A 20,315-nucleotide genomic window follows, 5' to 3' on the forward strand; every position below is an offset into this window, starting at 1 on the left:
CGGTTCCGGCTCGTCGAAGGCCGGGCGAGCGTGGTGCCACGGGGCGTCGGGGCTGGGCGGGGCGGGGGGGGTGGTGGGGGTGTGGGTGGGTGGGTCGGCGGTTGTTGGGGGGCCCCCCGCGCCCCTCCCACCGCGCCCCTTTCAGGGGCGCGACCGTACCGTCGGTCAGTTGGTGCCGATCCGCGACAGCAGATCCACGATCCGTGCCTGGACCTCGGCGCTGGTGGACCGTTCGGCGAGGAACAGGACCGTCTCGCCGGAGGCCAGGCTGGGCAGGTCGGCCTGGTCGACGGCGGCGGTGTAGACGACGAGCGGGGTGCGGTTGAGCTGCCCGTTCGCGCGCAGCCAGTCGACGATCCCGGCCCGGCGGGGATGCACCTGCAGCAGGTCCATCACGACCAGGTTCGGCCGGAAGTCGCCCGCCAGCGTCACCGCGTCGGTGTCGCTCGCGGCCCGCGCCACCTGCATCCCGCGCCGCTCCAGCGTCGCGGTCAGCGCCAGCGCGATCTCGGCGTGCTCCTCGATGAGCAGGACGCGCGGCGGGTGCTGCTCGCTGTCCCGAGGGGCCAGCGCCTTCAGCAGTACGGCAGGGTCGGCGCCGTACGCGGCCTCCCGCGAGGCCTGTCCGAGCCCCGCCGTCACCATCACCGGCACCTCGGCCGCGACGGCGGCCTGCCGCAGCGACTGCAGCGCGGTCCGGGTGATCGGCCCGGTCAGCGGGTCCACGAACAGCGCGGCCGGGAACGCCGCGATCTGCGCGTCCACCTCCTCGCGCGAGTGCACGATGACGGGCCGGTAGCCACGGTCGCTCAGCGCCTGCTGGGTCGTCACATCCGGCGCGGGCCACACCAGCAGCCGACGCGGGTTGTCGAGCGGCTCCGGCGGCAGCTCGTCGTCCAACGGCTGCGGGCGCGGCGTGTCGGCCACCTCGATGGCACCGCCCGGCCCGTCCAGCGGCTCGGGCCCCTCGGCGGCGTTCTCGTCCGGCGCGCCTATGGCGTACGACCGTCCGGCGCCGTCGGTCAACGGCGCCGGCCGCGACTGCCCGGCCAGCGACGGCTGCTGCTGCCCACCGAGCGACGGCTGCGCGGGCATCTGCTGCGAGGGCGTCTGCTGCGCGGGCACCGGCTTCTCGGCCGGCGGATGCGGCCGTGCCGTCTGCTCCGCCGAGGCGGAGGCCCGAGCGGCGGGGTCGGGCGGCGTACCCAGCTTGCGACGCCGTCCGCCGCCCGCGGTCTGATGCGGGGGAGGCGTGGCCGAAGACTGCGACGCCTGTGACGGCTGCGCTGACTGTGACGGCTGTGGCGCCTGAGGAAGCGCGGGCTGCGCGGCCTGCGAGGGCTGCTGCACCTGTGCCGCCTGCCGCGTGAACGGCACCCCCTGCCCCAGGGTCCGCACACTGATCGCCCGCCCCTGCGTCGAGTTCGGGTCGACGGGAGCCCCGGGCGCACCCGGAGCGGCGGCCTCGGCCGGGAGCGGCTGCGCCGCACGCTGCTGCTGTGCGGCCGGCACCGCCGCCGCGGCTTCGGCGGGCAGCGGCGTGCCCGGAGCCGGAGTGCCGGGGGCGGGCTGGGGCCGGGCCTGCTGAGGAGCGGCCGGATTCGGCGGTACGGGGCTTGCGGCGCCGTTCGCCGGTACGGCGGTCCCGGCGCCGGGCGTGTCGTCGGCAGCGGGCCACGGCTGCGGGGCCGGGGCGACCTGGCCCGGCGTGCCCTGCGCGGGGACGCCCTGACCGGGGATGCCCTGACCGGGGGTCGCCTCGGCCGGCAAGGCCTGACCCGGAACCGCCTGCGCGGCCGCGGCCTGACCGGGAACCGGCTGGGGCTGCCCCTGCACCGGTACCGGCTGTCCGGGAGCCACCTGCCCCGGAGCCGCTTGCCCGGCAACCTGAGCGGCGGCGGACTGAGCGGCGGCGGCCTGCGCCGGAACCTCCTGCGCAGACGTCCCGGCCGCGCCGGCCGGCTGGCCCACGGCCCGTCGGCGACGCCCGGTCGGCGCGCTGGTCGGATGCGGCTGCGGCGGGGTGTGGTCGTCGGCCTGGTCGTGCGGTACGGCGTCGTGCCGGCCCTCGTCGACGAGGACGTCGGCGGGAGCGCCCTGCCCGGGAGCCGGAACCGGAGCCGGGGCCGCCGGGTGCCCCTGAGCATGCCCGTGGCCCCGAGCCGGAGGCTGCTGAGCCTGCACGGCAGCCGGAACCTGCCCCGGAACCGCACCCGGAGTCTGCACGGGAGCCCCAGCCGAAGCAGCGGGCGCCGCAGTCGCAGTCGTAGCCGTGGCCGAAGCCGCAGCGGGTGCCGGAGCCGCGGTCGGCTCAGGGCCACCCTGCCCCTCCACCCCGGGCGCGCCAGCCCGGTCCGCCTCGGCGGGCGGCAGCGCGAACACCTTCCGAGGCCCCGCCTCCTGAGCCTGCGCCTGCGCGGCAGCACGCTCGGACGCCGCGGCCAGGGCACGCCGACGCCGCCCGGTCGGCTGAGCAGCCTCACCCGAGCCCGCCATACCCGTACCCGTACCTGTACCCGAACCCGGCGCGGAACCCTGCTGGGCGCCGTCACCACCCGCGGGCAGCGCGGGCGGCAGAGCGTGCTGCTCCCCGTCCCGCCGGGCACGTCGTCCGCCGGGCGCGGGCACGCCCTGCGGCGGCACCGTCCCACCCAGGCCGTTGCCGGTGGCCGCAGTGCCCGCCGCATGCTCGGCGGCCATGACGACGGCGCCCTCGGCGACACCGTCCCCGCCGCCCTCGGCGGGTCGCCCGCGGCGTCGTCCCGTACCGCCGGAGACCTCGCCGTCACCGTCCCCCGCGCCCTGCGGGAGCTGCGGCGCGGCCGCGCGCCTGCGCCGCCGTCCGGTGGGCGCCGCGCCCTCGGCATCGGCGCCAGCGTCGGCGTCGGGCACGTCGCCGCTGTCCAGGAAGGCGTCCACGGAGGACCGCCGGGCCCGCCGCCGCCCGCTCCCGGCACTCTGCTCGGCACCGCCCTCGGCACCCTCGGTCCCGTCACCGGCTCCGGTGGCCGCACCGGCCGCACCGGCAGCGGGGTCGACGCCGTCGGCGACAACGGCCCCGGCCCCGCCCCCGATCGGTACTTCGAGGACGTACGCGTTGCCGCTCATCCCCGGCACCTCGTGCGTCTGCAGCACACCGCCGTGGGCCCGCACGATCCCGCGCACGATCGGCTCGTGCACCGGGTCTCCCCCGGCGTACGGCCCACGCACCTCGATCCGTACGACCTCACCGCGCTGCGCCGCCGCGACGACGACGGTGTTGTCCATGTAACCGCCAGCCGACACGGGCGCGTTGCCGGTCGCGTCGACCCCCGCGACGTCCGCGACGAGATGCGCGAGCGCGGTGGCGAGGGCCTGCGGGTCGACCTCGGCCTCGATGGGCGGCGCGTGCACGGCGAACTGCACCCGTCCCGGCCCGATGAGCTCCACGGCCCCGTCGACACCCGCGGCGACGACGGCGTCGAGCATCACCTTCGTACGGGAGACCGTGTCGCCACCCGTGTCGAGCCGCTGGTACCCGAGGACGTTGTCGATCAGCGTGGTGATCCGCGAGTACCCGGCCGACAGGTGATGCAGCACCTGGTTGGCCTCGGGCCACAACTGCCCCGCGTCGTCCGCGGCGAGCGCGGCCAGCTCACGGCGCAGCTCGTCGAGCGGTCCGCGCAGCGAACGCCCGAGCAGCGTCAGCAGCTGCTCGTGCCGGCCCGCCAGCGCCTCGAACCGGTCCTTCTCGCGCTCCCCGAGCGCCGCGTACCGGTCCTCACCGGCGGCGAGCTCCTCGTGGTGCCGCTCCTGCAGCTCCTCGACCTCGGCCACATGCTTCTGCCGCAGGGCCGTCAGCTCGGAGGCGTGCTCCTCGGCGAGCCGCTCCAGCTCCTCCTCGTGCCGCTGCTGAGCGGCGTCCTTCTCCTCGGCGAGGGTGTCGTAGGGCCGGCGGTCGGCGAAGGTCATCACGGCGCCGACGAGCTGTTCGCCGTCGCGCACGGGCGCGGTCGTCAGATCGACGGAGACCTTGTCCCCGCCCTTGGACCACAGCACCTGACCGCGCACCCGGTGCTTGCGTCCGGAGCGCAGGGTGTCGGCGAGCGCGGACTCCTCGTACGGGAAGGGCGATCCGTCGGCACGTGAGTGGAGTACGAGCGTGTGGAGCTCCCGGCCTCCCAGGTCACTGGCCCGGTAACCCAGTATCTGAGCGGCCGCCGGGTTCACGAGGACGATCCGGCCGTCGGTGTCGGTCCCGATCACACCCTCGGACGCGGCCCGCAGGATCATCTCGGTCTGCCGCTGCGAACGAGCCAGCTCGGCCTCGGTGTCGACGGTCCCGGAGAGGTCCCGCACGACGAGCATGAGCAGCTCGTCACCGGTGTAGCCGTAGCTGTCGTAGGCCTGTTGCCCGTTCTCAAGATTCGCGGACGTGACTTCGACCGGGAACTCGCTGCCGTCCGTCCGCCGGGCCATCATCCGGGTCGGCTTGGTCCGCCCCTGCGGGTCCATGTGATCGGGCCGCCGCATGGACCCCGGGATGAGCTTGGAGTCGAAGTGCGGCAGCAGATCGAGCAGCCCGCGCCCGACCAACGCGGTCCCCGGCGCCTCGAAGGCCTCCAGGGCGATGGTGTTGGCGTTGACGACGGTCCCATTGGCGTTGACCAGCACCAACGCATCGGGAAGCGCGTCGAGTATGGCTGCGAGGCGAGCAGCGCCTCGGGATGGCCTGCTGCTCACGAGACGCTTCCTCCCTGTTACCGCACCTTGCCGACCGCTCAGGCCATCTTGCCAACCGGCCCGCAGCGTGTCACGCGAGGGAGTCTAAGGGCTGGGGTTGCGCTCGCGACGCCGGATGAGAGGCAGGTCGCACGACGAAGTGACCCAGAACGTATGACCGCCAGCGCAGACGTCCTGCCCGCCTCCTTCCAGCAACCTTCCGTTTTCGCGAGACCTTCGCGGGACATTTACGGAGCCGGTGCGTCCCCCTTGGAAAGCCTGTACGACACCTGTACATCCACCACACCGACGTACCGGAGACCCCGCTTCCTCGTCTCGGTCTACGACCGTCCTTCCTGTCGCAGATCGGGCAGTACCGGCACAAGCCGGTCCCACCGGCCGATCTGGCACCCGTCACCGCGGTCGTACCGCGCGTCGACGGGCCGCCCGGCCCAGGTCCCGGTGACATGCGCGGTGGCCGGTCCGCCGTACTGCATGGTGCAGAGCGTGTCTTCCGGTACGGGGGCGAAGGCGTCCTTGCCCCACCGGGTGCCGCGGTCGAGCGTGGCGCAGGCCTCGGCGACATCGGGGTGATCACCGCCGCCGGGGTGGCAGTACAGCTCGAAGGTGCCGTCGGCGCCGTTGCCGGCGTCGCGGACGGTGATCGTGAGGTGGTCGCCGGAGCGGCCGGGCTCTTGGATCGACGGAGGTGTCAGGGGGAGCGGCGCGGCCTGGGCGTATGCGGAGGCCGGCGCGGCGGTGGCGGATCCGGCGGCGACGAGGGACCCGGCGGCGACGAAGAGGATCCGGCGGAGGCGCCCGGGCGCGGCGGAACGATTGACCTGCAACATGACCTGACTAACGCCGTGAGCCCTCCGACGTTGCGCGACACGAAGCGCGACGCGAAGCGCGCCGGGAAGGGCTTTGCCCTGTGGCCTCCCGGCCTAGTACCGTGGACGTCGATTGGTGACACCACGCTCGACTGTGTCATCATCTGCACGCACCAATCGCGCTCGCGCGAGCGGCTGTGCTGGAGGCGTCGCCTAGTCCGGTCTATGGCGCCGCACTGCTAATGCGGTTTGGGCCTTAAAGCCCATCGAGGGTTCAAATCCCTCCGCCTCCGCGCTCGATCACGAAGCCCCGGTCCGACGGACCGGGGCTTCGTCGTTCACAGACCTCGCCCAAGATGGTGTTTCCCCAGGTCACAAGGGGTATAGCAAACGGATTTCACATGGCGGCGCCGGTCATGTAATGTTCTTCCTGTCGCCGCGAGCGGGCCGAAAGGGCCGGAAGCGGCGGGAAAACAGAACAAGCACTCGTAGCTTAACGGATAGAGCATCTGACTACGGATCAGAAGGTTGCAGGTTCGAATCCTGCCGAGTGCACATAGATCAGAGGCCCCGGAGAGATCCGGGGCCTCTGGCGTTTCTTGTTGTCGGGCGCCTTTGCGGGACCGGGCGGGCGGACTCTCGTGGGTCGCGTCCGCACCTGCCGTGCCCGCGGGCGTCGTGGCTACAACTCCTGGTCGCCGAAGGTCAGTGACTCCAGGTCGCCGTCGAAGTCCTCGCCCAGGCCCGGGACGCTCAGGAACATGCGCTCCAGGGGGTCGGCGGGGGTTTGCTCGCGGTGTGGATCCGGGGTGTGCAGGGGCTGTTCCGTCCAGATGCACTTGCCTGTCGGTGTGTAGCGGGTGCCCCAGCGTTGGGACAGGGCCGTGACCAGTTGGAGGCCGCGGCCGCCCTCGTCGGTTTCCGTCGCGCGGCGTATGCGGGGCATCGTCAGGCTGCCGTCGAAGACCTCGCAGACGAGGGTGGCGCCGTGCAGAAGGCGTAGGCGGAGGGGGCCCTTGGCGTGGCGGATGACGTTGCCGACCAGCTCGCTGGCCAGGAGTTCGGTGGTGGGGGTGAGGGTGTCCAGGCCCCAGGTCGCCAGTTGATCGCGGATCAGGGCGCGGGCCTGGCCCGCCGCTCTCGGGTCCTTGGGGAGGGGCCAGGCGGCCATCCGGGACGTGGGCAGGGCGTGCAGGCGGGCCAGGAGGAGGGCCGCGTCGTCGGCGGCCTGGTGGTCGGCGGGGAGGAGGGCGGCGGTGACGCGCTCGCAGAGCTGTTCCAGGTCCTTCGCCGTGCCGTCCGTGTGGGAGGTGCCGAGGACGTCGGCCAGGGCCGCCATGCCTTCGTCCATCTCGCGCTTCGACGACTCGACCAGACCGTCGGTGTAGAGGGCGAGCACGCTGCCCTCGGGGACCGGGATCTCCGTCGTCTCGAAGGGGGGTTCCGCCGCGCCGAGGGGCGGGTCGGCCGACAGGGGCGGGTACACGACCGTGCCGTCCGGGTGGAGCAGGGCGGGTGGCGGGTGGCCCGCCCTCGCTATGGAGCAGACCCTGGTCGTGGAGTCGTACAAGGCGTAGAGGCAGGTCACATACGACTCCTCGCCCATCGCGCCGACGATGTCGTTGAGGTGGCTCATGATCTCGTCGGGCGGCAGTTCGAGGTCGGCCAGGGTGTGGACGGCGGTGCGCAGTCGGCCCATCGTCGCCGCCTCGGGGAGGCCGTGGCCCATCACGTCGCCCACGACCAGCGCCACCTGGCCGCCGGAGAGCGGGATGATGTCGTACCAGTCGCCGCCGACGTCCATGCCCTGGCCGGCCGGGAGGTAGCGGGCCGCGGCCGTGCAGGCGGGGTGGGTGGGCAGGTCGCGGGGGAGCAGGCTGCGCTGGAGTTCGCGGGACCGGGTGTGTTCGGCGTCGAAGAGGCGGGCCCGTTCCAGTGCCTGGGCGACCAGGGCGCTGGTCGCGGCGAGGAGGGTGCGCTCCTCGTCGGTGAGGCGGCGCGGGTGGTCGAAGGTGACCGCGCAGATGCCGAAGGTGTGGCCGGAGGCGGTGAGCGGGAGCAGCGCCCAGGCCTGCTTGCCGGCCCGGTCGGGCAGGTCGGCGATGTCCGGGTAGCGGGCGGCGAACTCCTGCGGGGAGGACATGAACAGCGGGGCGCCGGCCAGTATGGCGTCCCACAACGGGCTGGGTTCGGTGCGTTCGCGGCCGTCGAGGACGGCGAGGATGTCCTCGGGGTAGCCGACGGATCCGACGGTGTGCAGCCGGTCGCCCTCCACGGCCTGCACCACCAGGCCGGTCGCCTCGAACGGCGGCAGCACCCCGCGGGCGACCGCGTCCACCACGTCCTTCGAGGTCGTCGCCTTGGCGAGCGCGGCCGTCAACTCCGCTATCCGCGCGGCCCGTTCGGAGGCCGCCCGCTCGGCGGACCGGCGTTCCTCCTCCAGTCGCCGCCGCTCGGTGACGTCGGTGAAGTAGATCGTGCGCCCGTCGGGGCCCGGGACCAGCCGCAGATGGCACAGGCGCCCGTTGGGCAGCCGTACGTCGAAGCTGATCGACTTCTCCGCGGCGGCGGCCTGCCGGCAGCGGATCTCCAGGCCGGGCACCTGTTCCGCGGCGGGCAGGTCCCACAGCAGTCGGCCGAACAGCTCCTCCTCGGAGAAGCCCAGGGTGCGTTCGGCCTCCACGTTGGCGAAGGTGATGCGCCAGTCGTCGTCCATCGAAAGGAAGCCGTCGCTCATATGGCGCAGGGCCCGGCCGAGCGCGTCACGGGCGGACCGGGGCTCGTCGCTGTCCCAGCCCACGCCGATCATCCGGTGCGGCTCACCGCTCTCGTCGTACGTCGCCCTGGCGCGGGCCTGTGTCCAGCCCCAGGTGCCGTCGAGCTTGCGCACCCGGTACTCGGCCTCGAAGACGCCGCCCTCGCGGATCGCCCGGTCGGCCGCCGCCAGCGTCGGCGGGAGGTCGTCGGGGTGGACGCAGCGCATCCAGTTCTCGACCTTGCCGGTGTAGTCCTGCGGCCGGGTGCCGTACAGCTCCAGGGCGGCTTCGTCCCAGATCAGGTCGCCGGTGCGGATGTTCCAGTCCCAGGAGCCGACGCTGACCTCCTTCAGCGCCTGGCGCTGCCGCTCGCCGTTCGGCTCCGGCTGTGCGGGCCCGCTGGGCGGCGGCGCCTGGACCATACGGTCCTCGGTCCAGGCGATGACGGCACGCAGGAACTCCCAGTGCTCGAAGGCCGGTTCGCCCTCGTCGCCCATCAGGACGCTGAGGGCGCCGGTGCTGCGGTTGTTGCTGTACATCGGCAGCGCGGCGAGGCCGGTGCCGGGCCAGGCGGCGTCCGGGGTGCCGACCGCTCCGGACGGGCTCAGCGGGACCCAGACGCCGTTGCCCTCGTGCAGTGCGCGGGCCGGGGCCAGCGGGCCCTCCTGGTCGATGATCTCCCAGCCGCGGGTGAGGGCGGGCGGGATTCCGGCCGTCGACACCAGGCGCAGTGCGGACATCGGGCCCCGGAGGTGGATCATGCCGCCGAGCGCGCCCAGCTCGCCCACCGCATGCTGCAGGGCCAGCCGGAAGACTTCGCTTTCCGCGACACCGGGGGCCACCGTGCCGAGCAGTGCCAGCCGAGCGTTCATGGTGCGGACTTTACCGTTCCATGCTCAACCGAATCGATGCTTCGCAAGATCCTTACGCCCCTCATCCCGCTGCTCGACAGGCCGTCAACCACCCATGATTAGCGTGGAGTTGACGCGACAGGTTGAATCGTTGAGTTGAATCATTGAGCTGAATCGTCGAGTTGAAGTCCGCGGCTGTTTCACGTGAAACAGCCGCTCGGCATCACCTGCGTACCCCCCACCCGCTGACAACCCGCTGAGGAGCGGCATGGACATCGGTGTCTTCATCCCGATCGGCAACAACGGCTGGCTCATATCGAAGAGTTCACCGCAGTATCTGCCCACCTTCGAGCTGAACAAGGCCATCGTGCAGAAAGCCGAGGAGCACGGGCTCGATTTCGCGCTGTCGATGATCAAGCTGAAGGGGTTCGGCGGTGAGACCGAGTTCTGGGACCACTGCCTGGAGTCGTTCACGTTGATGGCGGGCCTGGCCGCGGTCACGGAGCGCATCAAGCTGTACGCCTCCACGCCGATCCTGGTCCTGCCGCCCGCGATCGTCGCCCGCATGGCCGTCACCGTCGACTCGATCGCCCCCGGCCGCTTCGGCGTCAACATCGTCACCGGCTGGGCGCCCGGCGAGTACTCCCAGATGGGCGTCTGGCCCGGCGACGACCACTTCGGCAACCGCTACGACCGGGCCGTCGAGTACGTCACCGTGATGAAGGAGCTGTGGCGCGACGGCGTCAGCGACTTCAAGGGCGAGTTCTACGAGATGGACGACTGCGTGCTGTCGCCGCGCCCGGCGAACGGGCACATCGACATCGTCGCCGCCGGCCAGAGCAACACCGGTATGCGGTTCGCCGCCGAGCACGCCGACTACAACTTCATCCTGGGCAGCGGTGTCAACACTCCGCTCGCCTTCTCCGACACCACGGCCACGCTGGTGGACGCGGCGCGCGCGAGCGGCCGGGACGTCGGGGCGCTCTCCCTCTTCATGGTCATCGCCGACGAGACCGACGAGGCGGCGCAGGCCAAGTGGCGGGACTACCACGACAACGCCGACCGTGCCGCTCTCGCCTACATGGCGGGCGAATCGGCCTCGGACACCACCGCCGACGACTCCTCGACGGCCCGCACCATCGTGCTGCCCGAGGGCGCGGTGAACTTCAACATGGGCACGCTCGTGGGGTCGTACGAGAGTGTGGCGCGGATGCTCGACGAGGTCGCCGAGGTCGACGGCACCAAGGGGATCATGCTGGTCTTCGACGACTTCCTGGCGGGCATCGAGGACTTCGGTACGCGTATTCAGCCGCTGATGAAGTGCCGGCGGGCGTGAGCGGGTCCGGAACGCCTCGGGACGGGGCGGTCTCGCGAGACGGCGACTACGAGCGTGCCGGACTGGCCGGGCAGCTCGCCCCCGGTACGTCCCCCGCCCTGCTGCTGGTGGACCCGGCCCGTGCCTATGTGGACCCCGACTGCCCCCTGTACGCCGGGGTCGAACCGGCCGTCGACGCGATGAAGGCGCTGCTCGCGGGGGCACGGCGGGCGGGGATTCCGGTGGTCGTGACGCGGGTGCGGTTCCGGGCCGACGGCGGCGACGGTGGTGTCTTCTTCCGCAAGGTGCCGACGCTTCGGGTGTTCGCCGAGGGAAGCCCGTACGGCGACTTCATCGACGGACTGGCGCCCACGGCGGACGAGTTGACGGTGACCAAGCAGTACCCCAGCGCCTTCTTCGGCACGTCGCTGGCTGCGTACCTCACCGTGAACAGAGTCGATACGGTGCTGATCGCGGGGCTCTCCACGAGCGGTTGTGTACGAGCCACCGCGCTCGACGCGATGCAGCACGGCTTTGTCCCCGTGGTCGTGGAGGAGGCGGTGGGCGACCGGGACCCGGGCGTACACGCGGCGAACCTCTTCGACATCGGGCACAAGATCGGTGAGGTGTGGCCGATCGGGCAGGCCATGGAGTATCTCGCGGGGAGAGGTGAACGGCCTTGAGGACAGCTGAGCAGGACTGGACAGCGGTCGGCTGACAGGCACAGGCACAGGGACAGGCACAGGCACAAGCGCCGCCTCCTTCGTCCGCTCGGCGAACACGAACAGCCGCAGGACCAGGAAGCGGCCGATGCCGGCGAGGCCGGAGGCGCTGAGGTAGACGGCCTGTTCCCGGAGCAGCGTGGGGGACGGCTGGACGGCGCGGAGTATGAGCATCGCGGCCGTCGTCACCAGGTACGCGGCGGTGGCCGAGCCCGCCGACTGGAGGTGTTCGCGCAGGCCCGGGCGGTGTCCGGTGCCGAAGGTGAACAGGGCGTGCAGCTCGGTGCACAGAAGGGTGGAGGCGACGGTGATCAGGGCGTTCGCCAGCGCCCAGGGCATCACCGTGGCCAGCAGTGGTACGGCTGCCCCGGCGAGCAGCCCGACACCGCCGCCGCACACCACGAACCGGGCGAAGGAGGCGAGGGCGCCCGGCCGGGACGCGCTCGGCTTCGACGGGTGCTGCGACTCCATGGCGGCTTCCTTCCGGGCGGACCTGAATCTCTGAGGGATTCAGCTCATCCCGGCACGGCTTCAGCGGGGCCTCAGCCGGGCTTCAGCCGGTGTCCACCTGGCTTCAGCCGGGATCAACCGGGCCCAACGATGCCGTCGTACGTGCGCGGAAACGATGGAGTGATCTACCGGAGCGAGGGTGGAGCGGTCTCCACCACGCGGGGCGGGCGAGCGGGCGGGCGAGTGAGCGGACGCGCGGGGGTCAGGCCTTGTCCGGTGCCCGATCGCGGTCCTGGTCGCGGTCCTGCTCACGGTCTTGGTCGCGCATCTCGTCGATGTACGTCTGTGCGAGCCCCGTCGTGCGGGTGAACCAGTCCGTGAGTACGGCGATCTCGTCGGTGGAGTACGAGGCGAAGAGATCGTTGAGGCGGGCGTAGTAGGGGCCGTAGAGCTCCTCGGCGCGGGCGATCGCGTCCGGGACGGCGGCCACGCGGACGCGGCGGCGGTCGGTCGGGTCCGGGCGGCGGGTGATGAAGCCGGCGCGTCCCAGGCGGTTGAGGATGCCGGTCATGGCGCCGGTCGTGACGTGGGCGTGCTCGGCGAGTTCGCCCGCCGTGAGCAGGTTCTCGCCGGCCTTCAGGACGCAGGCGAAACAGAGCAGGTCGGTGATGTTCAGGCCCAGCCGCTGGGCCATCTCCTGCTGCCCGAGCAGGTGGGCGGCGATGAGGGAGTCCATCGCCTCCAGCGCCTGGGCAGGGGTGGCGGTGGGACGGGGCGTGGCTTGCATCTTCCTTATTACCTTAGCTCGTGAGAGATTTAGTGCCTAAACTTCTTACGACGTGAGAGATTCTCGGGAGGAGGGCACGTGAGCCAGTATGACGAGGGGCACACGGTCGCGGGGTGGACCGGAACCGCGATCGCGACGTTCGGTTCCGCCGTGGTGGGGGCGGGGATCTGCATGGTCTCGCCCGCGCTGATCGTGGGCGGGCTGGGGATCCTGGCGGCGAGCGTCCTGGTCACCTGGGCCCTGCATCTGACCGGATGGGGCAAGCCTCCGGGTGTCCGGCCGCGCGGTGAGTGGCGGATGGGGGCGCGCGATCCGGCGGCGCGGGACGGGCATGCGGACTGCTGGGGATGCCGGCTGGCGGGACGGGGGCGGCGTGCGGGCGTGGGGGCGTCGTCGGGTGTGGTGCCGGTGGCGGGGGAGCCGGAACGGGAGCCGGAGCCTGCTGTCGTGGAAGCCGGTTGAGCCGGGCGGCGCGGGAAAGCCGGGCGAGTCGGCCAGCCGGGCCGGCCGGTCGGTCGCGTCAGTCGGGCCAGCCGCGTCCGCCGGGCGAGTCGGCCGGTCCGGCCGGCCGCGACAGTCGGGCCAGCCCCGTTCGCCGCGTCACTCGGGTCGGCCGGTCAGCTGGGTCAGCCGGCCAGTCCGTCGCTGAAGGGGCGTTGTCAGTGGCAGCCCCTAGGCTCGGTGAGCGATGGCACAGGCATGGAGATGCTCGGGGCTGCGATGGTCGGCGGACGGCCCGGAGCTGGCGTGGGACGGCGGTCGGCGCTCCGCGCTGACCTGGGGGAAACGGGTGGCGTTCGGGGTCGCGGAAGGGGGAGTGCGGACATGCGTGGGAGCGCGGGGACATGCGTGTCCGGTACGGGCGGTCGTGCCGGGGCGGAGTACGGGGGTGCGGTGCGAGGAGTGTGCGCGGCTGGACCGGGCGCACTCGGTGGCCGCGGACACGATCGCGGACGATCCACGCCCGTACCACGTATATCTGGCGTGGTTCGGCCCCGGGATGACCAAGGTCGGCATCACCGCCCTTGAACGCGGCTCGGCACGGCTGCTGGAGCAGGGCGCGGTCTGCTTCACCTGGCTCGGCGCCGGCCCGCTGATGGCGGCACGGCGCGCAGAGGAGCTGTTGCGGGCGGCACTGCGGGTCCCGGACCGGATTCCGTACGTCGACAAGCGGGCGGTACGGTCCGCGCTGCCGATGTCGGCGACGGAGCGGGCGGCGGAGGTGCGAGACCTGCACGCCCGGGCGGTCGCGCTGGAGGGCTGGCCGGAGTCCCTCACCCCTGAGCCCTGCCAACCGGTCGACCACGCCGGGGCGTTCGGGCTGGCGGAGCTGCCGGATGCCGTCGGGGAGGTGACCGAGCTTGTCGCGGGCGGGGTGGTGAGCGGGCGGTTGGCGGCGGCTGCGGGGCCGGATCTGCATCTGGCGGTCGGAGGCGGGGTCGTCGTACTGGACACGCGGTTGATGCGGGGGTGGGAGTTGGTTCCGGTCGGGGCTCTGGCAAAAGAGGGTGAACTCACCGTGCCGACAAGGGAGTTCAAGCGCGAGAAAAGCGCGCAGGACAGTCTGTTCTGAGCCGGGAAGGGGAGAGATTCCCGAGCGGGAGGCCCGCCGTATCCCGCCGTGCCCCGCCCTGTCCTGCCCTGTCCTGCCGTGTGTCCCGGCGTGATCGCGGGTCTCTCGTGTCGATCACCCAAGTGCCCCCTTAGAGGTTCCTGTGCGTTTCTCAGGAGATTCACAGGTTTCGGAAAGCGTGTTCTAAGAGGACCCCGACATTGTTTCCAGCATGACCACGACCTCGCCCCAGGGGCGCACCGAACTGCTGAGGCCGGACGGGAGCCCCGTCCGAGTGCTTGTGGTGGACGACGAGATGTCGATCACCGAACTGCTGTCCATGGCCCTTCGCTACGAGGGATGGCAGATCCGGAGTGCCGGTGACGGCACCGGCGCGATACAGACCGCGCGCGACTTCCGGCCCGATGCCGTCGTCCTGGACATGATGCTGCCGGACATGGACGGGCTGACCGTTCTGGGGCGGCTGCGCCGTGAGCTGCCGGACGTTCCTGTCCTCTTCCTCACCGCCAAGGACGCCGTCGAGGACCGGATCGCCGGGCTCACCGCCGGTGGCGACGACTACGTCACCAAGCCGTTCAGCCTCGAAGAGGTCGTCGCGCGGCTGCGTGGGCTCATCCGGCGCTCCGGTGCGGCCGACCGGCGGTCCGACTCCGTGCTCGTGGTCGGCGACCTGACGCTGGACGAGGACAGCCACGAGGTCTCGCGGGGCGGGCAGTCCATCCACCTCACCGCCACCGAGTTCGAGCTGCTGCGCTTCCTGATGCGCAATCCGCGGCGGGTGCTCAGTAAGGCCCAGATACTCGACCGCGTCTGGTCCTACGACTTCGGCGGGCAGGCCAATGTCGTCGAGCTCTACATCTCCTACCTGCGCCGGAAGATCGACGCCGGCCGCGAGCCGATGATCCACACCCGGCGTGGTGCCGGTTATCTGATCAAGCCCGCGGCGTCATGAGCGGGCGACGACGACCGCGTGCGCAGAAGAGACGGGCGGGTCAGCCGCGCACCCTGCGGACGCGGCTCGTCGTCGCGTCCGTGGTGCTGATCGCCGTGGTGTGTGCGGTGATCGGTACGGTGACGACGCTCGCGCTGCGTTCGCACCTGTACGAACAACTGGGCAGCCAGCTCGCCGAGGTCGGCGAGCGGGCCGCAGGCAAGCCTCCCGGCGCCGACCCCAACAAGAACGACCCCGGCAAGAGCGACCCGAACAAGAGCGACACGCCCGGCAAGGCCTCCCAGTCCTTCGACCTCAGTGAGTTCGCCAAGCGGGCCGGCGGCCCGGGGTCGTCCGGCACGGTCATCGCCCTGGTCCGGAACGGCGTCATCACCGAGGCCAAGGTCGGCCAGCGGACCGACGACAGCACCGCGGGCGACAGCTTCGGCATGGTGGCCAACAACCTCACCGAAGCCCAGGAGGCGGCGCTCAACAAGGTCGCTCAGGACAACCGGCAGCACACCGTCGACCTGGGCAGCCTCGGCGAATACCGCGTCCTGTACCGGACCAGCCTCGACGGCACCCGCAGCTACTACGTCGCCATCCCCACCAAGGACGTCAGCAGCACCCTCAACACCCTCATGCTCATCGAGGCCAGCGTCACCGCCGCCGCCCTCGTCGCCGCCGGTATCGCCGGCACCGTGATCGTCGGCGTCGCCACCCGCCCGCTGCGCCGGGTCGCCGCCACCGCCACCCGGGTCTCCGAACTCCCCCTGCACACCGGCGAGGTCAACCTCAGCGAACGCGTCCCCGAGTCCGAGACCGACCCGCACACCGAGGTCGGCCGGGTCGGTGCCGCGCTCAACCGGATGCTGGACCACGTCCACGGCGCCCTGCACTCCCGCCAGCAGAGCGAGATGCGCGTCCGGCAGTTCGTGGCCGACGCCAGCCATGAGCTGCGTACGCCGCTCGCCTCCATCCGGGGATACGCCGAACTCACCAGACGGGGCAGGGAAGACGTCGGCCCGGACACCAAGCACGCCCTCGGCCGTATCGAGTCCGAGGCCGGGCGTATGACCCTGCTCGTCGAGGATCTGCTGCTGCTCGCGCGGCTGGACGCCGGACGGCCCCTGCAGTTCGAGCAGACCGACCTCATCCCCCTCGTCGTGGACACCATCAGCGACGCCCGCGCCGCCGGCATGGACCACAACTGGCGGCTCGACCTGCCCGACGAACCCGCGCTCGTCTCGGCGGACGCGGCACGTCTGCAACAGGTGCTGGTCAATCTCCTCGGCAACGCCCGCAATCACACCCCACCCGGCACGACCGTCACCGCCCGTGTTCAGCGGCGCGGTCCATGGCTGTGCGTGGACGTCGAGGACAACGGGCAGGGAATCCCGCAGGATCTGCTTCCGCACGTCTTCGAACGGTTCGCCCGCGGCGACTCCGCACGCTCCCGTGCCACCGGCTCCACCGGCCTCGGCCTGGCCATCGTGCAAGCCGTGGCCACCGCGCACGGCGGTGCCGTGACCGTCGACAGCGTGCCCGGGCGCACCGTCTTCACGGTGCACCTGCCGGCGCTCCCCGCGCCGCCGAGCCCCGAAATGAGCTGGCAGCAGCACTCACAGGCACAGCACAGCGTCACCACACCGGTGGAACAGGGCGCCTGACGAAAGTCGGTTCCATGCGAACCGACTCTTCTCCCGGCACCCTGCCGGCGCGGGAGCACCTCCCGGCCGGCGACGCCGGTACGCCTGTCCTGGACGTAGTGATCCCCGTCTACAACGAGGAGAAGGACCTCCAGCCGTGTGTGCTGAGACTGCATGATCACCTCAAGCGCACCTTCCCGTACGCGTTCCGCATCACGATCGCGGACAACGCGTCGACCGACACCACCCCCCAGGTGTCGCGGCGGCTGGCGGCGGAGCTCCCTGAGGTCAGGGCGTTCCGGCTGGAGCAGAAGGGCCGCGGCCGGGCGCTGCGGACCGTCTGGTCCGCCTCGGACGCCCCGATCCTCGCCTACATGGACGTGGACCTGTCCACCGACCTCAACGCGCTGCTCCCCCTGGTGGCGCCGCTGATCTCGGGTCACTCCGACCTCGCGATCGGTTCCCGTCTCTCCCGCTCCTCGCGTGTGGTGCGTGGGGCGAAGCGGGAGTTCATCAGCCGCTCGTACAACCTCATCCTGCGCGGCTCGCTCCAGGCCCGCTTCTCGGACGCCCAGTGCGGCTTCAAGGCGATCCGCCGGGATGTCGCGCAGGTGCTGCTGCCGCTGGTGGAGGACACCGGCTGGTTCTTCGACACCGAGATGCTGGTACTCGCCGAGCGGGCCGGACTCCGTATCCACGAAGTCCCCGTCGACTGGGTCGACGACCCCGACTCCACCGTCCACATCGTGAAGACGGCGACCGACGACCTCAAGGGCGTGTGGCGGGTGGGCAAGGCGCTCACCACCGGTGCACTGCCGCTGGACCGGCTCGCCCGCCCCTTCGGCGACGACCCCCGCGACCGCGACGTCCAGGACGTCCCCCGAGGTCTGGCCCGCCAGCTCGTCGGCTTCTGCGTCGTCGGCGCCCTGTCCACCCTGTTCTATCTGCTCCTCTACAGCGGCTTCCGGGTCTTCACCGGCTCGCAGATCGCCAACGCGCTCGCCCTGCTGGTCTCCGCGATCGCCAACACGGCCGCCAACCGGCGCCTCACCTTCGGAGTGCGCGGCCGCGGCGGCGCCGTACGCCACCAGGCGCAGGGCCTGGTCGTCTTCGGCATCGGACTCGCCCTGACCAGCGGTTCGCTCGCCGCCCTCAACGCGGCCACCAGCGACCCGGCGCACTCCACCGAACTCGCGGTCCTCATCGCCGCCAACCTCGCGGCGACCGTGCTGCGCTTCCTGCTCTTCCGGGCGTGGGTGTTCCCGGACCGACGCGACACCGAGTCCATGGTCGTCGCCTCGCACACCCCGCCCCACAACCCGTCCTCGCAGACCTTCTCCATGGCGCAGCAGCCCGGCCATCACGGTCCGCTCCCGCAGCGCCGAGTGCCCCACCACCCGTACGAGACCGCACAGTTCCGCGCCGGTGAAGCCGCGGACGGCACCTGGCGGGACGCCACCATGCAGCTGCAGCCGGTGCGCCCGCACGACACCGACTCAAGGGACTCCCGATGACCGTCCACTACGACCAGCAGACCCACGACACCCACGACACCCACGAGCCCTACGGCAGAGGCACGAGCACCGCCATCTGGGGCCCACCCCCGGCCGCGCCGGACCCCGACTCCGGCGAACCCAAGCAGCCCTTCCTACGACGGCTGTGGCGCGGCCGTCCCGAGGACCCGCGCTGGGCCCGCCCCGCCTTCCTCGGCCTCCTCCTCGCCACCCTCCTCCTCTACCTCTACAACCTGAGCGCCTCCGGCTACGCCAACTCCTTCTACTCGGCGGCCGTCCAGGCCGGCAGCGAGTCCTGGAAGGCGTTCTTCTTCGGCTCGCTGGACGCGGCCAACGCCATCACCGTCGACAAGCCCCCGGCATCGCTGTGGCCGATGGCCCTGTCGGTCCGCCTCTTCGGCCTCAGCTCGTTCGCGATCCTGCTCCCCGAGGTCTTGATGGGCGTCGGCACGGTGGCTGTCGTCTACGCGGCCGTACGCCGTCGCTTCAGCCCTGCCGCCGGTCTGATCTCGGGCGCGGTGCTCGCGCTCACCCCCGTCGCGGCGCTGATGTTCCGGTTCAACAACCCGGACGCGATGCTGGCCCTGCTGATGGCCGTGGCCTGCTACTTCGTCATCCGGGGCCTGGAGGACGGCCGTACCAGGTGGCTGGTGTGGGCCGGTGTCGCGATCGGCTTCGCGTTCCTCGCCAAGACCCTGCAGGCCTTCCTGATCCTGCCGCCGCTCACGATCGTGTACGCGGTCTGCGCGCCGGTGTCGGTGAAGAAGCGCATCGGCCAACTGGCCGCGGGACTGGCGGCGATCGTCGTCTCCGGCGGCTGGTGGGTCGCCGTCGTCGAGCTGTGGCCCGCCTCCTCCCGCCCCTACATCGGCGGCTCCCAGAACAACTCCTTCCTTGAACTGACCTTCGGCTACAACGGCCTCGGCCGCCTCAACGGCGACGAGACCGGCAGCGTCGGCGGTGGCGGCGGAGGCGGAAACGCCGGCGGCAACTGGGGCGAGACCGGCTGGGACCGCCTCTTCAGCTCCAGCATCGGCGGCCAGATCTCCTGGCTGATCCCGGCCGCGCTGATCCTGCTGGCCGCGGGCCTGGTGGCGACACGCAAGGCACGCCGTACGTCGGTGACGCGCGGTTCGTTCCTGGTCTGGGGCGGCGCGCTGGTCACGACCATGCTGGTCTTCAGCTATATGCAGGGCATCTTCCACGAGTACTACACGGTCGCCCTCGCCCCCTACATCGCCCCGCTGATCGGCATGGGCGCGGCGCTGCTCTGGGAGAGGCGGGAGAAGGCCGGGGCGTCCCTGACGCTCGCGGGTGCGATGACGGCCACGGCGGCTTGGGGATACGTCCTGCTCAACCGCTCCTCCGACTATCTGCCGTGGCTGAAGTGGGCCGTCCTGGTCGGGGGTCTCGCCGCCGCGCTGGGCCTGGTCTTCGCCTCGAAGCTGGGACGTCAACTGACCATGGGCGTCGTCGGGTTGGGCCTTGCCGCGGCGCTGGCCGGGCCGACCGCGTACACCCTCACCACGGTGAACGAGGGGCACACCGGCTCGATCGTCACCGCCGGTCCCGCGGTCGCGGGCGGCCGTGGCGGCCCCGGCGGTGGCGGCGGCATGGGCGGTGGTCCCGGCGGGGGCGGCATGCCCGGCCAGCAGGGGCAGCAGGGTCAGAACCAGCAGGGTGGCAACGGCTTCCCCGGTGGCGGTATGCCGGGCCAGCAGAACGGCAACGGCAACACCCAGGGCCAGGGCCAGGGTCAGAACCAGGGCCAGGGCCAGAACCAGCAGGGCGGCATGCCCGGCGGTGGTCAGGGTGACGGCGGCGGTGGCGGCATGGGCGGTCTGCTCAACGGCGCCAGCGTCAGCGACGAGGCCAAGGCGCTGCTGGAGAAGGACGCCGGCCACTACACCTGGGCGGCCGCGGCCATCGGCGCCCAGAACGCGGCGAGCTACCAGCTCTCCACCGGCGACCCGGTGATGGCGATCGGCGGCTTCAACGGCACCGACCCGTCCCCGACGCTGGCCGAGTTCAAGAAGTACGTGGAGGACGGCAAGATCCACTACTTCATCGCCGGTGGCAGCGGCGGCGGCATGGGTGGCAGCAGCAACGGCACCTCCTCGCAGATCACCTCCTGGGTCCAGGAGAACTTCGAGTCGGTGACGGTCGACGGCACCACGTTCTACGACCTGACGCAGCCCAAGAGCGACAGCTGACGGTCCCGCGACGAGGGGCGGTG

12 protein-coding genes, 2 tRNA genes and 1 pseudogene are annotated in these 20,315 nt (G+C 71.7%); 10 read left to right on the top strand and 5 right to left on the bottom strand.

Going from position 1 to position 20,315, the window contains the following annotated elements; all coding sequences use genetic code 11:
* Positions 1-165 precede the first annotated feature (165 nt).
* Together ACFWYS_RS30610 and ACFWYS_RS30615 are read right to left on the bottom strand one after the other, a co-directional pair.
* Complete coding sequence (locus ACFWYS_RS30610; protein WP_384775824.1) at positions 166-4,722, bottom strand: PAS domain-containing protein; 4,557 nt, start codon at positions 4,720-4,722, stop codon at positions 166-168.
* Positions 4,723-5,042: 320 nt separating this feature from the next.
* Positions 5,043-5,552 carry an SSI family serine proteinase inhibitor gene (locus ACFWYS_RS30615; RefSeq protein ID WP_384775826.1) on the bottom strand — a complete coding sequence of 170 codons (510 nt, stop codon included), beginning with the start codon at positions 5,550-5,552 and terminating at the stop codon, positions 5,043-5,045.
* A gap of 181 nt (positions 5,553-5,733) precedes the next feature.
* On the opposite strand from ACFWYS_RS30615, the gene ACFWYS_RS30620 reads away from it, so the two are divergent.
* A tRNA-Ser gene (locus ACFWYS_RS30620) sits at positions 5,734-5,824 on the top strand.
* A gap of 189 nt (positions 5,825-6,013) precedes the next feature.
* A tRNA-Arg gene (locus tag ACFWYS_RS30625) sits at positions 6,014-6,086 on the top strand.
* A 127-nt stretch (positions 6,087-6,213) separates the two neighbouring features.
* Here the strand turns inward: ACFWYS_RS30625 and ACFWYS_RS30630 are convergent.
* Positions 6,214-9,159: a SpoIIE family protein phosphatase gene (locus tag ACFWYS_RS30630; RefSeq protein ID WP_384775828.1), complete on the bottom strand. Its 2,946-nt coding sequence runs from the start codon at positions 9,157-9,159 to the stop codon at positions 6,214-6,216.
* 247 nt (positions 9,160-9,406) lie between these two features.
* Here ACFWYS_RS30630 and rutA point away from each other — a divergent pair, with 247 nt between their 5' ends.
* Together rutA and ACFWYS_RS30640 are read left to right on the top strand one after the other, a co-directional pair.
* A complete protein-coding gene (rutA, locus tag ACFWYS_RS30635; protein WP_384775830.1) occupies positions 9,407-10,474 on the top strand; it encodes a pyrimidine utilization protein A in 1,068 nt (355 codons plus the stop codon).
* Positions 10,471-11,136 (top strand): isochorismatase family protein, encoded by a 666-nt coding sequence (locus ACFWYS_RS30640; protein WP_384775832.1) that lies wholly within the window; start codon positions 10,471-10,473, stop codon positions 11,134-11,136. The genes rutA and ACFWYS_RS30640 overlap by 4 nt, the downstream gene beginning before the upstream one ends.
* A gap of 9 nt (positions 11,137-11,145) precedes the next feature.
* On the opposite strand, the pseudogene ACFWYS_RS30645 reads toward ACFWYS_RS30640, so the two are convergent.
* Together ACFWYS_RS30645 and ACFWYS_RS30650 are read right to left on the bottom strand one after the other, a co-directional pair.
* A pseudogene (locus tag ACFWYS_RS30645) lies at positions 11,146-11,646 on the bottom strand (hypothetical protein); the annotation flags it as partial.
* Between the two features lie 241 nt (positions 11,647-11,887).
* Positions 11,888-12,412, bottom strand: coding sequence for a MarR family winged helix-turn-helix transcriptional regulator (locus tag ACFWYS_RS30650; protein WP_384775833.1), 525 nt, complete (start codon positions 12,410-12,412; stop codon positions 11,888-11,890).
* Between the two features lie 78 nt (positions 12,413-12,490).
* Between ACFWYS_RS30650 and ACFWYS_RS30655 the strand changes: the two genes are divergently transcribed.
* From ACFWYS_RS30655 to ACFWYS_RS30680, 6 genes are all read left to right on the top strand, one after another.
* Complete coding sequence (locus ACFWYS_RS30655; protein ID WP_384775835.1) at positions 12,491-12,874, top strand: HGxxPAAW family protein; 384 nt, start codon at positions 12,491-12,493, stop codon at positions 12,872-12,874.
* Positions 12,875-13,100: 226 nt separating this feature from the next.
* A complete protein-coding gene (locus ACFWYS_RS30660; protein ID WP_384775837.1) occupies positions 13,101-13,985 on the top strand; it encodes a DUF2797 domain-containing protein in 885 nt (294 codons plus the stop codon).
* Between the two features lie 211 nt (positions 13,986-14,196).
* On the top strand, positions 14,197-14,937 hold the full coding sequence (locus tag ACFWYS_RS30665; RefSeq protein WP_272115418.1) for a response regulator transcription factor: 741 nt from the start codon (positions 14,197-14,199) through the stop codon (positions 14,935-14,937).
* Positions 14,934-16,586 (top strand): ATP-binding protein, encoded by a 1,653-nt coding sequence (locus tag ACFWYS_RS30670; protein WP_384775840.1) that lies wholly within the window; start codon positions 14,934-14,936, stop codon positions 16,584-16,586. The genes ACFWYS_RS30665 and ACFWYS_RS30670 overlap by 4 nt, the downstream gene beginning before the upstream one ends.
* Before the next feature lie 14 nt (positions 16,587-16,600).
* Positions 16,601-18,079: a glycosyltransferase gene (locus ACFWYS_RS30675; protein ID WP_384775842.1), complete on the top strand. Its 1,479-nt coding sequence runs from the start codon at positions 16,601-16,603 to the stop codon at positions 18,077-18,079.
* A complete protein-coding gene (locus ACFWYS_RS30680; protein ID WP_384775844.1) occupies positions 18,076-20,292 on the top strand; it encodes an ArnT family glycosyltransferase in 2,217 nt (738 codons plus the stop codon). The genes ACFWYS_RS30675 and ACFWYS_RS30680 overlap by 4 nt, the downstream gene beginning before the upstream one ends.
* Positions 20,293-20,315 lie beyond the last annotated feature (23 nt).

Source organism: Streptomyces sp. NPDC059010 (assembly GCF_042740355.1).
Lineage (GTDB): Bacteria > Actinomycetota > Actinomycetes > Streptomycetales > Streptomycetaceae > Streptomyces.